The following is a 14,868-nucleotide window of genomic DNA, read 5'->3' as shown; positions in this document are numbered from 1 at the left end:
TCCTTTTCAGGCCGGGATTTTATCTTGTTGATTTTCCGGCGCGGCGGCAATAAACGCCGGTAGCTGTACGCAGGCGTCATAAACGGCTTTACAGCGCGGATAGCCTGATAAATCGCAGCCCATCCTGAGCGCATTCGCCCACTGAGGAATCAGGCAGCAGTCCGCAAGGCCTGGCGCGTCGCCCACGCAGAATCGTCCGGACTGACTTTTACGCAATAGCTGCTCTACCGCGCTTAACCCTTGCTGTATCCAGTGGGCGTACCAGCGTTTTTTATCCTCTTCGCTAACCTTCAGCTCATCGGTCAGGTAGCGCAACACGCGCATGTTATTGATCGGGTGTATATCGCAGGCGATAGCGTAGACAATTTCCAGCGCCTGGCTGCGCGCCGGGTCGCTCGTCGGCAGCAGCGGCGTTTGCGGAAAATGTCGGTCCAGCCAGTCGACGATGGCCAGCGATTGCCCCAACGATTCGCCGTCATCAGTGACTAGCGTCGGCACCAGGCCTACCGGATTCATCCGTCGGTAGGCCAGCGCATTCTGCTGGCCGATACGAATATTGACGCCCACTGTCTGGTAATCAATCCCCTTTAACGCCAGCGCAATACGTACACGATAAGACGCCGAACTATTAAAGAAACTGTACAGCTTCATCGTTCACCTCAGACAATTTTCACAGCAATCGGCGTCAGACCTTCTACGTTCCCGGTGATGACATCCCCTTTCACCACTGCGCCCACCCCCTCTGGCGTACCGGTGAAAATCAAATCGCCTGGCTGCAATTCAAAAAAGCCGGACAAATAGCTGATGGTTTCATTCACCGACCAAATCAGATGACGAATATCGCTGCGCTGATGGTCTTCGCCGTTAACCTGTAGCCAAATAGGGGCGTTATCCACATTATGCGTTTCAGCGGCTTTGTGTAATGGCGCAATGGGCGCGGAGAGATCGAACGCTTTGCCAATTTCCCACGGGCGTCCCATCTGACGCATTTCCATCTGACGATCGCGACGCGTCATGTCCAGACCGGTGGCGTATCCCCAGACATATTCATGGGCTTTTTCTAGCGGGATATCGCTCCCCTTTTTACCAATCGCCACCACCAGCTCAATTTCATAATGGTAGTTATCGGTCTGCGCCGGATACGGCAGTTCCAGGGTATCCCCCGCCGCTACCGGGACGACAGCGTCCGCTGGTTTACAAAAGAAGAACGGCGGTTCGCGATCGGGATCAAAACCCATTTCACGGGCATGGGCGGCATAGTTGCGACCCACGCAGTAAACGCGACGTACCGGAAACTGCTCATCACTGCCCGCCACGGGTACTGTCACCGGGGCCTGCGGCTGGAATACATATTTGGTCATGTTCTCTCTCCCTAATTAATAACGTGCTTCGCGGAACAGCCCCAGGGCTTCCTGAACCGGCTTGTCCGAAAAGCTGAATAACACCGTGTCTTCGCTGCTGCGAAACGACACCTCATGCCAGGTCGGCGCCACAAAAATGTCTTTTGCGGAAAAATGAAAAGTTTCGTTGCCGATAGTGACCTGCCCTGCCCCTTCAACGACGTGGTAGATAGTGCTGTCGGTGCTCCGCGCCACACGCGAGGCAAAGCCTTTTGGCAGCAGTTGCAGGAACGCGCCCATCGACGGCATCGGATAACCGCCAGTGACGGGATTAACGTAACGCAGCTTGTAGCCTTCCCACTCATCCGGATCGCCCATACGGGTCAGATCGTGCAACGCCTCGCGACTGCGGTCGTAACGGTAGTTGAAAATCGGCGACGAGTTCCCGCGCTGGTGGCGCAGCGGCAGCATATTCGCTGCATAGCGCGGCAGATAATCGCCCTCTTTTCGCGTCACCGGCTGCTGATCTTCGGGATAGTCTTCCGCAAAACCACAGCCCAGGAGATTGACTAACGGCAGATCCAGACCATCCAGCCATACCACCGGCTCTGATCCCGGATTACCATGATCGTGCCAGCGCCACTGCGGCGTCAGGATAAAATCGCCGGTATGCATTGGCGTGCGCTCGCCGTCCACCGCGGTAAATGCGCCTTTACCTTCGACGATAAAACGCAGCGCCGACTGGTTATGGCGATGACTCGGCGCGACTTCGCCGGGCAGGATCAGCTGTAAACCAGCGTATAAGGTCGCCGTGATCGACGACTGACCGCGCAATGCCGGATTTTCCAGCACCAGCACCCGGCGGATCGCCTCTTTCGCGCCAATGACATTGCCGCTTTCCATCAGTAGCGGACGAATTTCCTGATAATTCCAGTAGGCCGGCGCGCAGTTGGCGTTTGGCGTCTGCGGTACCAGGTGATGTAACGATTCCCACAGCGGCGTCAGATTCTGCCCGGAAATATGCTGGTAATACTGCTGACGGCTATCTTTTACGTTCTGATTTATTTCAGACATGGAGATTCTCCTTATTCGTTTACGACGCTGGCACGCGGCAGGTCGTCAGGTACAGAAATCGAAAGGCGGACAACCACTGTCAGCAGGGTAAGCATTACCGCGCTGATAGCCGCCGGAATAGCAATGACAAAAAACAACGTATCGAAAGAGAAATTGAGGGCCATCATCATGCCGCCGGAGAGCGAACCGACAATCGCCCCGCAGCGTCCAATGGCGTTCGACCAGCTCACGCCCGTCGCCCGGCTTTGGGTGGGGTACAGCGTCGCCGTCAGAGCATTCAGCCCGACCTGGGAACCGCTAATACCGATGCCGGTACCAAAAATCGCCAGCGCCATCAGCCAAAGGCCGTTTTCGCTCAGGCCTATCATGACAATGCAAACTGCGCCCAGCGCATAGCTCACCGCCAGTACCCGGAACGGGTTAAGCCGGTCCATCAACACGCCGAGTAACAGCGCGCCAAGCGTGCCGCCCACCTGGAATGCGGCAGTCACCCACGACGCCTGTTGCAGATCAATACCTCGATGGTTAAGTAACGTCGGCATCCAGCTGGAAAGCAGATAGATAATGAGCAGGCTCATAAAGAACACCACCCATAACATCAGGGTAATGACAAGCTGTCGCCCGGCAAAAAGCTGGCGAATACTGCCTTTGGCGACGGCTGCCGTCTCATGCAGAAAGAATTGCGTATCGTGATAGCGCTCGCCGGTAATGGCGCTGACCGTCCGGGCGACAACGGCTTGCGGTAGTTGGCGACGTACCTGCCAGCGGGGAGATTCCGGCAGCGCGAACAGCAGGCCGAAAAACAGCATCAAAGGCAAGATGCCGCCTAGCGCCAGAATTCCGTGCCAGCCAATCAGCGGCACCAGTTGCGCGCTCACAATCCCGCCCATCGCCGACCCCAGGGTAAAACCGCAGAACATCAGCGTGACCAGCGCTCCGCGTCGACGAGCGGGAAGGTATTCCGACGTCATGGTGATGGTATTCGGCATCGCTCCGCCCAGTCCCAGACCGGTTAAGAAGCGCAGCAACACCAGGGTTTCTATATCCGGCGAGAAAGCGGAAAGCAGGCTCAATGCGCCGAATAGCGCCACGCAAAGCTCAATGACCCGCTTGCGGCCAAAGCGATCCGCCAGCGGCCCGCATAGCAGCGCGCCGGCCGTAAGCCCCAGCAGCCCTGCGCCAAACAGCGGCGCAAGTTCGCTGGCGCTTAGCTGCCAGTGAGTACGAATATCCGGGGCGATGAAGCCAATCGCGGCGGTGTCGAAACCGTCGAGCATAACCACCAGAAAACAGCAGATGATAACGCGCCACTGCATTTTGCCGACGGGCGCGGCATCAATAAGGGCTTGTAGATCACGTCGTTGAGTCATAGCTAATGCCTCAGTGCAGGGAGATAGATGTTGTTTTTATGTTTGCTATGTTACGAGTTTGTAGAGTGAGCGATAAAATGTACAATGGCTTTTCAGGCAGAGACATAACCTGGAGGTTATAGCGAATGGCGAACTGGGCGCAGAAATTGAAATTACATCACCTGCAAACGCTGGTTGCGCTGGGCGAACAGGGCAACCTGACGCACGTCGCCCGGATGATGAATATCTCCCAGCCGGCGCTATCGAAGTGGCTATCTCAACTCGAAGATGAGATAGGCATCACGCTTTTTGAGCGCCACAGTAAAGGACTACGCCCCTCGGAAGGCGGTAAATTACTGCTCCAGCACGCCCAGCGCCTAATTAACGATCTGGAGCGTTCACAGTATGAAATCGCCCGTTTCAAGCAGGGCGGCCTGGTTGGCAGCCTGAAGATCGGCTGTTCGCCCGTGGCGACTGACTGCGTATCACAGGCGATTCTGAGCCTGCTTAACGAAATGCCGACGCTGCATCTGAATATTGAAGAGAAGGTAATGACGCCGCTGCTGCACGATTTGCTTGCCGGTCAGGTGGATGTGGTGGTAGGGCGTGTCGGCGGCCGCGCCCTGCAACTGCCGCTTAATTATCAGGTACTTTATACCGAGCCGGTCTGCTTTGTGGCGCGTCCGCACCATCCGCTGGCCGCGCGAGCGCAGATCGCCTGGAGCGATCTGGCACACTGGCGGTGGATAGTCTGGCCAACCGGCACCCCTATTCGCATCAGTATTGATAACGCCCTCGTCGATAATGGCGTCATGCTCCCGGAAAACACCATTGAATCGGCGTCAATGAACGTCAGCACCAATTTGCTGCAAAGCAGCGATATGATCTCTATTCTTTCTTTACGGCTGGCGCAACGCTATGCCAGCCAGGGGCAACTGGCGATTTTAAACTTGCCAAAAATTGAGCAAAAAGGCAGCGTAGGGATGTTCTGGCGTAAGAATGAGACGCCGTCTTTGGCCCTGAGTCGCTTTTTGTATTTTTTAGCCCAGGTTTAACGCCGCCGACCAGGGGCATTGCCCGATGTTCCTGCTGTCTATACCCACTATGCTAAGAATTCATGATGTGATCGGTAGCACGTTTTAACGTTTAATTGTATGATGAATCCATCTCATCAAGGGCTTTAAACATGAGTAAGTCACTGAATATTATCTGGCAATATATACGCGCTTTTGTATTGATTTATGCCTGTTTGTACGCAGGCATTTTTCTTGCATCACTGCTTCCTATCACTATTCCCGGCAGCATTATCGGGATGTTAATTCTGTTTGTATTGCTGGCGCTGCAAATTCTGCCGGCAAAGTGGGTTAACCCCGGCTGTTATGTGCTGATTCGTTATATGGCGTTGCTGTTTGTGCCAATTGGCGTTGGGGTCATGCAATATTTTGACTTACTGCGCGCGCAATTCGGCCCGGTGGTGGTCTCTTGCGCTATCAGTACGCTGGTCGTTTTTGTGGTCGTAAGCTGGAGTTCACATCTGATACACGGTGAGCGTAAAGTGGTTGGGCAGAAGGGAACGAAAAAATGATGACATATATCTGGTGGTCGTTACCGCTGACGCTGGCGGTATTTTTCGCCGCCCGCAGACTGGCGGCGCATTTTAAAATGCCGTTGCTGAATCCGCTGCTGGTGGCAATGGTAGTCATTATTCCTTTTCTGTTGCTGACCGGTATTCCCTACGAGCACTACTTCAAAGGCAGCGAAGTACTTAACGATCTGCTGCAACCGGCGGTGGTGGCGCTGGCCTATCCCCTTTATGAACAGTTGCACCAGATTCGCGCGCGTTGGAAATCCATTATTAGCATCTGTTTTGTCGGCAGTCTGGTAGCGATGATTACCGGAACATCCGTTGCCTTGCTGATGGGCGCAACGCCTGAAATCGCGGCATCGGTACTGCCTAAATCCGTGACTACGCCTATCGCGATGGCGGTGGGCGGCAGCATCGGCGGCATCCCCGCGATCAGCGCGGTATGCGTAATTTTTGTCGGTATTCTGGGCGCGGTGTTTGGCCACACGCTGTTAAACGCGATGCACATCCGTACTAAAGCCGCACGCGGGCTGGCAATGGGGACCGCCTCACATGCGCTCGGTACTGCGCGCTGCGCCGAGCTGGATTACCAGGAAGGCGCGTTTAGCTCCCTGGCGCTGGTGATCTGCGGCATTATTACCTCGCTGGTAGCGCCCTTTTTGTTTCCGCTCATTCTGGCGGTAATGCGCTAACGACGGGACAAAAGACCGGGTTAAAATTTGCGATACGTCGCGTATTTTTCATTTAAGTTTCACAAGTTGCATAAGCAATGAGATTTAGATCACATATTAAGACATGGCAGGCCCGTAAACTACGGTTCCATTACATTGTTATGAGGCAACGCCATGCATCCACGTTTTCAAACTGCTTTTGCCCAGCTTGCGGATAATTTGCAATCAGCGCTGGCCCCTATCCTGGCGGACCACCATTTTCCCGCCATGCTGACCGCAGAGCAGGTCTCGACGCTTAAAAATACGGCGGGACTGGACGAAGACGCGCTGGCTTTCGCACTGTTACCTCTGGCGGCGGCCTGCGCCCGTACCGATTTGTCCCATTTTAACGTCGGCGCGATTGCGCGCGGCGTTAGCGGCAACTGGTATTTCGGCGCGAATATGGAGTTCCTGGGCGCCACCATGCAACAAACTGTGCATGCTGAACAAAGCGCGATTAGCCACGCCTGGCTACGCGGCGAAAAAGGGCTCGCCGCCGTCACCGTTAACTACACGCCTTGCGGCCACTGTCGCCAGTTTATGAACGAGCTGAACAGCGGTCTGGATCTGCGCATTCATCTGCCGGGCCGCGCGCCGCATACGTTACGCGATTATCTGCCTGACGCTTTCGGGCCAAAAGATCTGGAGATCAAAACGCTGCTGATGGACGAGCAGGATCATGGCTTTACGTTAACGGGCAATACGCTAACGCAAGCGGCGATTACGGCAGCCAATAAGAGCCATATGCCTTATAGCCACTCACCGAGCGGCGTGGCGCTGGAATGTAAAGATGGCCGTATTTTCACCGGCAGCTATGCGGAAAACGCCGCCTTTAACCCTACGCTTCCCCCACTGCAAGGCGCGCTAAACCTGCTGAGTCTCAATGGCTATGACTATGCGGATATTCAGCGCGCGATTCTGGCGGAAAAAGGCGATGCGGCATTAATTCAATGGGATGCCACCGCCGCAACGCTGAAAGCGTTAGGTTGCCATAATATTGACCGCGTGCTTCTCGGCTAAGCAAATGTGCCGGATAGCGACGCACTGGCGTCTTATCCGGCCTGACTCTCCTCTCCCGCGACCCGATACAAGGGAAATCATGCTGAAAATCTCCGCAATCAGACGGCGGTTTCTTGCGCTACGTCTTCGGGTACAGTAGCCTGATCGTACTTTCATCCTGGTATCGAGTTTCCTGCATGTTAAAGCGCGTGTTTTACAGCCTGTTGGTCCTGGTAGGCTTGCTGCTGTTGACGGTGCTTGGCCTCGATCGGTGGATGAGCTGGAAAACAGCGCCCTATATCTATGACGAGCTACAGGATCTCCCCTACCGCCAGGTTGGCGTCGTGTTAGGGACAGCCAAATACTATCGCAAGGGTGTCATTAATCAGTACTATCGTTATCGTATCCAGGGCGCGTTAAACGCTTACAATAGCGGTAAAGTCAATTACCTGCTGCTCAGCGGCGACAATGCCCTGCAAAGCTATAACGAACCGATGACCATGCGCAAAGACCTTATCGCGGCGGGCGTCGATCCTGCGGACATTGTGCTTGATTACGCTGGCTTCCGTACGCTTGACTCCATTGTGCGTACCCGCAAAGTGTTTGATATCAACGACTTTATTATCATCACTCAGCGCTTCCACTGCGAACGCGCCTTGTTTATTGCGTTGCATATGGGCATTCAGGCGCAGTGTTACGCGGTACCTTCACCCAAAAATATGCTGACAGTACGCTTGCGCGAATTTGGCGCCCGCTTTAGCGCGCTGGCGGATCTCTATATTTTTAAACGCGAACCGCGTTTTTTAGGCCCGCTGGTACCTATTCCCACGCAGCATCAGGTGCCAAATGACGCCCAGGGGTATCCGGCCGTTACGCCGGAACAATTGCTTGAACTGGAAAAGAAAAAAGGGAAATGATCATGGATGTACAGACGATATTTGTCATATTAGCCTTTCTGCTACTCCCGCTTTTTTGCTTTCGTGAGGCCTGGAAAGGCTGGCGAACCGGCGCGGTAGATAAAGTTGTCAAAAATGCGCGAAAACCGGTTTATGTTTATCGCCATGCCGATCCCGTACAATATTGGTCTTATCTTTTTCTTTATACCGGTTGCGGTTTTTTATTTACTGGAATGATTATTTATCTTCTTTTTTATCGTTAATCTATTTATTATCCCTTTAAAATTGAGAATAGTTATTATTATGATATAAGGAACAAATGCTGTTTTGCATTCTGGTTTCATTTTTTTGTGAATTCTTTCACAGAATGCCCTTCTTTCAATGCTTAGGCTGGCGGTAGATTTTAGATCATTAAAACGCGTTATTTGCGTTTCGCCTTAATTTATTCAAGCATTAAGGAAGATTATATGCCGCAACAAAATTATCTGGATGAACTCACGCCTGGTTTTACGCCATTACTGGCAATAAAAGAGGCTTCCCGTTGTTTATTATGTCACGATGCGCCCTGTAGTCAGGCTTGCCCGGCGCAAACCGATCCGGGGAAATTTATTCGTTCTATTTACTTTCGCAATTTTAAAGGCGCAGCGGAAACTATCCGGGAAAATAATGCGCTTGGCGCCGTCTGCGCCAGAGTCTGTCCGACGGAAAAATTATGCCAGCGCGGATGTACACGTTCCGGAATAGATAAACCTATTGATATTGCACGCCTGCAACGTTTTATTACCGATTTTGAACAGCAGACTGCCATGCAGATTTATCAGCCCGGGAGTAAAACACGCGGGAAAGTCGCGATTATTGGCGCGGGTCCGGCAGGTTTGCAGGCAAGCGTGACGCTCACACATTTAGGCTATGACGTCACCATTTACGAAAAACAGCCGCAGCCCGGCGGATGGCTGCGTCACGGCATCCCGGCATTTCGTCTGCCGCAAAGCGTACTCGATCAGGAAATTGCCCGCATTGTAGAAATGGGCGTCAATATTAAATGTAATTGTGACGTGGGCGGGTCGCTATCGCTTGCGCAACTCAAAGCCGAATATCGCGCCGTGCTGATGACCGTCGGGATGTCCTGTGGCTCTGATTTACCGTTATTTGAGCAAGCCAGTCACGTAGAGATTGCCGTTGATTTTTTACAGCGCGCCCGTCAGGCCGACGGCGATATTAGCGTTCCGCGTAGCGCATTAATTATTGGCGGCGGCGACGTAGCGATGGATGTCGCCAGTACGTTAAAAATTCTCGGCTGTCCTTCCGTCACCTGCGTGGCGCGGGAAGAATTAGCCGAATTCCCCGCCAGCGAAAAAGAATTTACCAGCACGCAGGCATTAGGCGTATCGATTATTGATGGTTTTACGCCTGTCGCCGTCAGCGGAAATAAAGTGACCTTCCACCATGTACGCCACTCAGGAGAACTGACGCTGGAAGCGGAAAATATTATTTTGGCCGTGGGGCAGCACGCGCGACTGGATAACTTTGCGGAGATAAAAGCGCAGCATAATATTATCGACACGCACAATTATCAAACCGACGACCCGGCGATCTTTGCCGCTGGCGATATTGTTAAAGGTGATAAGACCGTCGTTTATGCGGTAAAAACCGGAAAAGAAGCCGCTCAGGCTATTCATCATTATTTAGAGGAGGCCTGCTCATGTTAACAAAAGATTTGTCTGTTACCTTTTGCGGCGTTAAGTTTCCCAATCCGTTTTGCCTTTCTTCTTCTCCGGTAGGCAATTGTTATGAGATGTGCGCCAAAGCCTATGATACCGGCTGGGGCGGGATCGTTTTTAAAACCATTGGTTTTTTATTGCCAACGAAGTCTCTCCACGTTTTGACCACCTGACGAAAGAAGATACCGGTTTTATTGGTTTCAAAAACATGGAGCAAATTGCTGAGCATCCGCTGGAAGAGAATCTGGCCGCCATTCGACGGCTAAAACAGGATTATCCGGATAAGGTGCTGATTGCTTCCATCATGGGGGAAAATGAGCAGCAGTGGCAGGAACTGGCGCGTCTGGTTGAAGAAGCCGGCGCGGATATGATTGAGTGTAACTTCTCTTGCCCGCAGATGACCTCGCACGCCATGGGAAGCGATGTAGGGCAAAGCCCGGAACTGGTTGAAAAATACTGCCGCGCCGTAAAACGCGGTTCATCTTTGCCAATGCTGGCGAAAATGACGCCGAATATTGGCGATATGTGTGAAGTCGCGCTGGCCGCCAAACGCGGCGGGGCCGACGGTATCGCCACCATCAACACCGTGAAATCCATTACTAACATCGACCTGAACCGCAAAATCGGGATGCCGGTGGTTAACGGTAAATCCAGCATCTCCGGTTATTCAGGAAAAGCGGTGAAACCCATTGCGCTGCGTTTTATCCAGCAGTTGCGAATGCACCCTGAACTGCGCGATTTCCCGATTAGCGGTATCGGCGGCATTGAAACCTGGGAAGACGCTGCCGAATTTCTGCTGCTGGGCGCGGCGACCCTACAGGTGACGACAGGCATTATGCAATACGGTTACCGCATTGTAGAAGATATGGCGAGCGGCCTCAGCCACTATCTGGCCGATCAGGGATTTGCCTCATTACAGGAGATGATCGGGCTGGCGAATGGCAATATTATCCCGGCGGAAGACCTGGATCGCAGCTATATCGTCTATCCGCGGATTAATCAGGAGAAATGCGTCGGCTGCGGACGTTGCTATATCTCCTGCTATGACGGCGGTCATCAGGCGATGGAGTGGGATGAACACAGCCACACGCCGCATTGCAATACGGAAAAATGCGTCGGTTGTCTGCTGTGCGGTCATGTCTGCCCGGTCGCCTGTATTGATTTAGGCGAGGTCAAATTTAAAAAAGGCGAAAAAGAACACGCGTTAACGCTGTAGCTCACGGTATGAAGCCCGGCGCGCAGTTTCGCTGCGCCGGGTTATCTGATAAGCAAGGTAATACGTCTGGATAACTACTTCTTACGCGCGTATTTCAGCGAGTCCAGCGCCACGGCGAAAATGATAATGCCGCCTTTGATAATGTACTGCCAGTACGGGTTTACCCCGATATAGGTCAGGCCATAGTTGATGACGGTAAAGATAATGACGCCGGTCACCACGCCGAAGACCGTCCCCACTCCGCCGCTAAACGATACGCCCCCGACCACGCACGCGGCAATCGCATCCAGTTCATACATAAAGCCGAGGTTGTTGGTGGCAGAACCAATACGCCCTGCTTCCAGTAAGCCGCCGAAGGCATAAAACACGCCGGAGAGCGCATAAATCATCAGCAGGTTCAGCGCCACGTTTACGCCAGAAACTTTCGCCGCTTCCGGGTTGCCGCCAATAGCAAAAATGTTTTTACCAAAGCGGGTCTTATTCCACAGCACCCAGACAAACACTACCGCAATCAGAGCGTAAAAGGTGATGTAGGAGAGCCGGAAACTGCCCATCGCCACAAAGCCCTGCGCAAAGGTGGAAAAGCCGCTGTCAAAGCCGGAAATGGGCGAAGCGCCGACAAAGTCATAGTAAAGGGAGTTGATTCCATAAACGATAATCATCGTGCCAAGCGTGGTAATAAACGGCGTCACGTTCAGGTAAGCAATGATGATGCCGTTCACCAGGCCAATCACCGCGCCAATCGCGCAGACAATCAGGATGACCAGCGCAATCGGCATGGTCGCCATTTCCGGAAACACTTTGTTGGCGTTTTCCATTGATTGCAGTAATGTTGCCGCCACAACCGCCGCCAGCCCTACCTGACGCCCCGCCGACAGGTCTGTCCCCTGGGTGACGATGAGTCCCGCCACGCCCAGCGCGATAATAATACGTACCGAAGATTGCGTCAGAATATTACTTAAATTCAGCAAACTTAAAAAAGTCGGGTCCTGGAAAATAATAATCGCCAGCAGCACTAAAAGAACGACGTAAATTCCGCCCTCTTTCAGCCAGGTCAAAAAGCTTTTCTTGTTTAACGCACTCATAAGGAGCCCCTGATCTTAAAGGTGCAAAGAAGCAAGACGCAAAATTTCGTTTTGCGTTGTTGTTTTAGTATCGACAATGCCGGAAACGAGACCGTTACTCATCACCAGGATACGATCGGTAATCCCTAACAGCTCCGGCATTTCAGAAGATATAATGATGATCCCCTTGCCTTTTTTCGCCAGTTCCGCAATAAGCTGATAAATTTCAAATTTTGCGCCGACATCAATGCCGCGGGTCGGTTCGTCCAGCATTAATATTTCCGGCTGCGTTAATAGCCAGCGACCAATGATCACCTTTTGCTGATTGCCGCCGGAAAGTGAACCAATTTGCGCGCGATGCCCCGGCGTTTTTACCCGCATGGAATCAATGACCCATTGGGTGTCGCTTTTCATCCGGGAATTATCCAGTAACCCCACTTTATTTTTATAATTACGGATATTCGAAATTAATGAGTTAAATCCGATATCCAGATAGGCGTAAATTCCGGTGGAACGACGCTCTTCCGTCACCAGCGCAAAACCGTGGTTAATCGCTTCGTTCGCAGTGTGATTATTAATTTTCTTGCCATGTAAAGTGATTGTCCCGGACGACTTCTCACGAATGCCAAACAGCGTTTCGACGATATCGGTACGCTTTGCCCCAACCAGACCGGCAATGCCCAGAATTTCGCCCTTGTGCAAATCAAAGGAGACATCGCGAATGGAAGGCTGGCGCAGCGAGGTCAGGTGACGAACCTCCAGAATCACGTCGCCCGGCTTATTTTCTTTATCCGGAAAGCGCTGGTTCAGGGAACGCCCGACCATCATCGCAATGATCTTATCCATATCCAGCCCTTCCAGCGGCTGGGTGGCAATCCACTGACCGTCGCGCAAGATAGTAATTTCATCGCACAATTGAAAAATTTCTTCCATTTTATGCGAGATATAAACAATGCCGCAGCCGCGTTCTTTCAGCTTGCGAATAATGGTGAACAGATGATTAACCTCTTTCTCAGTTAACGATGAGGTCGGTTCATCCATAATAACGATCTTAGCGTTATAGGAAAACGCCTTCGCAATTTCAATCATCTGCATTTGCGAAACGGATAACGTTCCCACGCGCGCGCGGGTCAATATCGATATCCAGCTCATCAAATATCGCTTTGGTATCCTGGTACATTTTATCCTGGTCGACAAACATACCTTTGGTGGGATAACGCCCCAGCCACATGTTATCCATGACCGAACGTTGTAATACCAGGTTTAACTCCTGGTGTACCATCGAAATCCCATTCTCCAGCGCTTCTTTCGCCGAATGGAAGTCCACTTCTTTTCCCTGAAATACAATGCTGCCGGAGTCTTTTTGATAAATACCGAAAAGACATTTTAATAATGTTGATTTGCCTGCGCCGTTTTCGCCCATTAATGCATGAATAGAGTGCGGACGAACGTTTAAGTTGACATTATCAAGCGCTTTCACGCCGGGAAATGATTTGTTAATGCCACGCATTTCCAACAAATATTCACCCGACGACGGAGAGATCGTGCTGCCCATAATGATACCCTGTCGGCCTTTTTAATTATGACTATCCGCGCCGGATGGCAAAAGAAATACGTTATCCGGTCTGCGGCACGTCACCCTTCCACGGTTTCAGGGCGCAACAAAATTGCGCCCACAGACGGAAAAGTTATTTTTGGGTAAATTCGCTCAGATTGTCTTTGTCCACGCCGACATAAGGCACGCGCACGATTTTGTTCTCAATCTTCCAGCTGGTGCCGTCAGCCGCGCCCTTGCCTTCGGCGAGGTTTTTCGCCAGATCGAATGTCGCTTTCGCCTGATTGTTGGCGTCATTCAGTACCGTACCGGCCATCGCGCCCGATTTCACCAGCGCCAAAGCTTCCGGTAACGCATCGACGCCAAAGACCGGAATCGACGATTTATTATGCGCTTTCAGCGCCTCTACCGCGCCCATCGCCATCGCATCGTTATTCGCGATAACCACCTCAATCTTGTTAGCGTTCGGGCCAGACAGCCAGGCATCCATCTTATCTTTTGCCTGCGCGGTATCCCACACAGCGGTGTCTAACGCCAGTTGCTCGGTCTGAATACCTTTATCATTTAACTCTTTCACCACATACGTCGTACGGGCTTCAGCATCCGGGTGCCCCGGCTCGCCTTTCAGCAGAACATACTGAATTTTACCGTCTTTATTCAGATCCCAACCCTGATTCGCCTGCCAGTGTTTGGCAATCAAGTCGCCCTGAATCACACCGGATTCTTTAGAGTCAGTCCCGACATAATACGCCTTGTCATAGCTGTCCAGCGCTTTGCGGGAAGGCTCTTTGTTAAAGAACACCACCGGCACATTTTGCCCGCGCGCTTTCTCAATCACCGTACCGGCGGCTGCCGGGTCGACCAGGTTAATCGCCAGAGCTTTAACCCCTTTCGCCAATAAAACGTCAATTTGATCATTCTGTTTAGATTGATCGTTTTGCGAGTCATTCATCAGTAGCTGAACATCCGGCGCGGATTTGCCATCTTTTTCAATAACCTTACGCACCACGGACATAAAGTTATCGTCATATTTATAAATCGTCACGCCAATACGAGTATCAGCCGCGTGTGCGTGCGCGCCGAATAACAGACTTGCCATCACGGCAGAAAGGGTCAGTACCTTCTTATTCATGGTAGCTCCGGTTTTATTATGTAGGGTATAGCGTAAAAAAATGCCCGGCTGTTCAGCACGTTAACGCATGTTACTGAACGCCGAAGCGTATTTAGAGCCTATCCCACCAGGCGTTATTGGCGCAGCCAGTTTGGACACGGACAGCGCGCAAAAACCGGAGCGTACACGTAGTACGTGAGGTTTGACTCGCTACGCTCGCCCTTCGGGCCGCTGCTAGCGGCGTTCAA

General features: G+C 52.2%; 13 protein-coding genes and 2 pseudogenes. 8 read left to right on the top strand and 7 right to left on the bottom strand.

Features of this window, described 5'->3' with window-relative positions; all coding sequences use genetic code 11:
• Positions 1-6 precede the first annotated feature (6 nt).
• The 4 genes from maiA to AAYN39_RS21050 are packed head-to-tail and all read right to left on the bottom strand — an operon-like array spanning position 7 to position 3,784.
• On the bottom strand, positions 7-651 hold the full coding sequence (gene maiA, locus AAYN39_RS21065; RefSeq protein ID WP_000781183.1) for a maleylacetoacetate isomerase: 645 nt from the start codon (positions 649-651) through the stop codon (positions 7-9).
• 8 nt (positions 652-659) lie between these two features.
• Positions 660-1,361 (bottom strand): fumarylacetoacetate hydrolase family protein, encoded by a 702-nt coding sequence (locus AAYN39_RS21060; RefSeq protein WP_000170621.1) that lies wholly within the window; start codon positions 1,359-1,361, stop codon positions 660-662.
• A 15-nt stretch (positions 1,362-1,376) separates the two neighbouring features.
• Positions 1,377-2,414 (bottom strand): gentisate 1,2-dioxygenase, encoded by a 1,038-nt coding sequence (gene gtdA / locus AAYN39_RS21055; RefSeq protein ID WP_001289857.1) that lies wholly within the window; start codon positions 2,412-2,414, stop codon positions 1,377-1,379.
• A gap of 11 nt (positions 2,415-2,425) precedes the next feature.
• Entirely contained in the window at positions 2,426-3,784 is a 1,359-nt protein-coding gene (locus AAYN39_RS21050) for an aromatic acid/H+ symport family MFS transporter (RefSeq protein WP_000194222.1), read from the bottom strand.
• A 125-nt stretch (positions 3,785-3,909) separates the two neighbouring features.
• Here AAYN39_RS21050 and AAYN39_RS21045 point away from each other — a divergent pair, with 125 nt between their 5' ends.
• From AAYN39_RS21045 to preA, 8 genes and pseudogenes are all read left to right on the top strand, one after another.
• The gene (locus AAYN39_RS21045; RefSeq protein ID WP_000024658.1) at positions 3,910-4,818 is read left to right on the top strand and encodes a LysR substrate-binding domain-containing protein; all 909 of its coding nucleotides are present in this window, start codon (positions 3,910-3,912) and stop codon (positions 4,816-4,818) included.
• A gap of 131 nt (positions 4,819-4,949) precedes the next feature.
• Positions 4,950-5,348, top strand: a complete 399-nt coding sequence (locus AAYN39_RS21040; protein WP_000045719.1) for a CidA/LrgA family protein — start codon at positions 4,950-4,952, stop codon at positions 5,346-5,348.
• Positions 5,345-6,040: a CidB/LrgB family autolysis modulator gene (locus tag AAYN39_RS21035; protein ID WP_000989296.1), complete on the top strand. Its 696-nt coding sequence runs from the start codon at positions 5,345-5,347 to the stop codon at positions 6,038-6,040. The genes AAYN39_RS21040 and AAYN39_RS21035 overlap by 4 nt, the downstream gene beginning before the upstream one ends.
• Before the next feature lie 153 nt (positions 6,041-6,193).
• Complete coding sequence (gene cdd / locus AAYN39_RS21030; protein WP_000553529.1) at positions 6,194-7,078, top strand: cytidine deaminase; 885 nt, start codon at positions 6,194-6,196, stop codon at positions 7,076-7,078.
• A gap of 176 nt (positions 7,079-7,254) precedes the next feature.
• Positions 7,255-7,974 carry an outer membrane permeability protein SanA gene (gene sanA, locus AAYN39_RS21025; protein WP_000920079.1) on the top strand — a complete coding sequence of 240 codons (720 nt, stop codon included), beginning with the start codon at positions 7,255-7,257 and terminating at the stop codon, positions 7,972-7,974.
• Positions 7,971-8,216 (top strand): DUF2542 family protein, encoded by a 246-nt coding sequence (locus AAYN39_RS21020; RefSeq protein ID WP_000605187.1) that lies wholly within the window; start codon positions 7,971-7,973, stop codon positions 8,214-8,216. The genes sanA and AAYN39_RS21020 overlap by 4 nt, the downstream gene beginning before the upstream one ends.
• Before the next feature lie 204 nt (positions 8,217-8,420).
• On the top strand, positions 8,421-9,662 hold the full coding sequence (locus tag AAYN39_RS21015; protein ID WP_001136400.1) for an NAD(P)-dependent oxidoreductase: 1,242 nt from the start codon (positions 8,421-8,423) through the stop codon (positions 9,660-9,662).
• Positions 9,656-10,890, top strand: a pseudogene (gene preA, locus AAYN39_RS21010) (NAD-dependent dihydropyrimidine dehydrogenase subunit PreA). The gene AAYN39_RS21015 and the pseudogene preA overlap by 7 nt, the downstream one beginning before the upstream one ends.
• A gap of 74 nt (positions 10,891-10,964) precedes the next feature.
• On the opposite strand, the gene mglC reads toward preA, so the two are convergent.
• The 3 genes and pseudogenes from mglC to mglB form a co-directional block, all read right to left on the bottom strand.
• Positions 10,965-11,975 carry a galactose/methyl galactoside ABC transporter permease MglC gene (gene mglC, locus AAYN39_RS21005; protein WP_001275103.1) on the bottom strand — a complete coding sequence of 337 codons (1,011 nt, stop codon included), beginning with the start codon at positions 11,973-11,975 and terminating at the stop codon, positions 10,965-10,967.
• Positions 11,976-11,990: 15 nt separating this feature from the next.
• Positions 11,991-13,509: pseudogene (gene mglA, locus AAYN39_RS21000) on the bottom strand (galactose/methyl galactoside ABC transporter ATP-binding protein MglA).
• A gap of 133 nt (positions 13,510-13,642) precedes the next feature.
• Positions 13,643-14,641 (bottom strand): galactose/glucose ABC transporter substrate-binding protein MglB, encoded by a 999-nt coding sequence (mglB, locus tag AAYN39_RS20995; RefSeq protein ID WP_001036947.1) that lies wholly within the window; start codon positions 14,639-14,641, stop codon positions 13,643-13,645.
• Positions 14,642-14,868 lie beyond the last annotated feature (227 nt).

Origin of the sequence: Salmonella sp. K21076 (assembly GCF_039650795.1) — a bacterium.
Taxonomy (GTDB): Bacteria; Pseudomonadota; Gammaproteobacteria; order Enterobacterales; family Enterobacteriaceae; genus Salmonella; species Salmonella enterica.
This window is presented reverse-complemented; position numbering and strand designations above follow the sequence as displayed.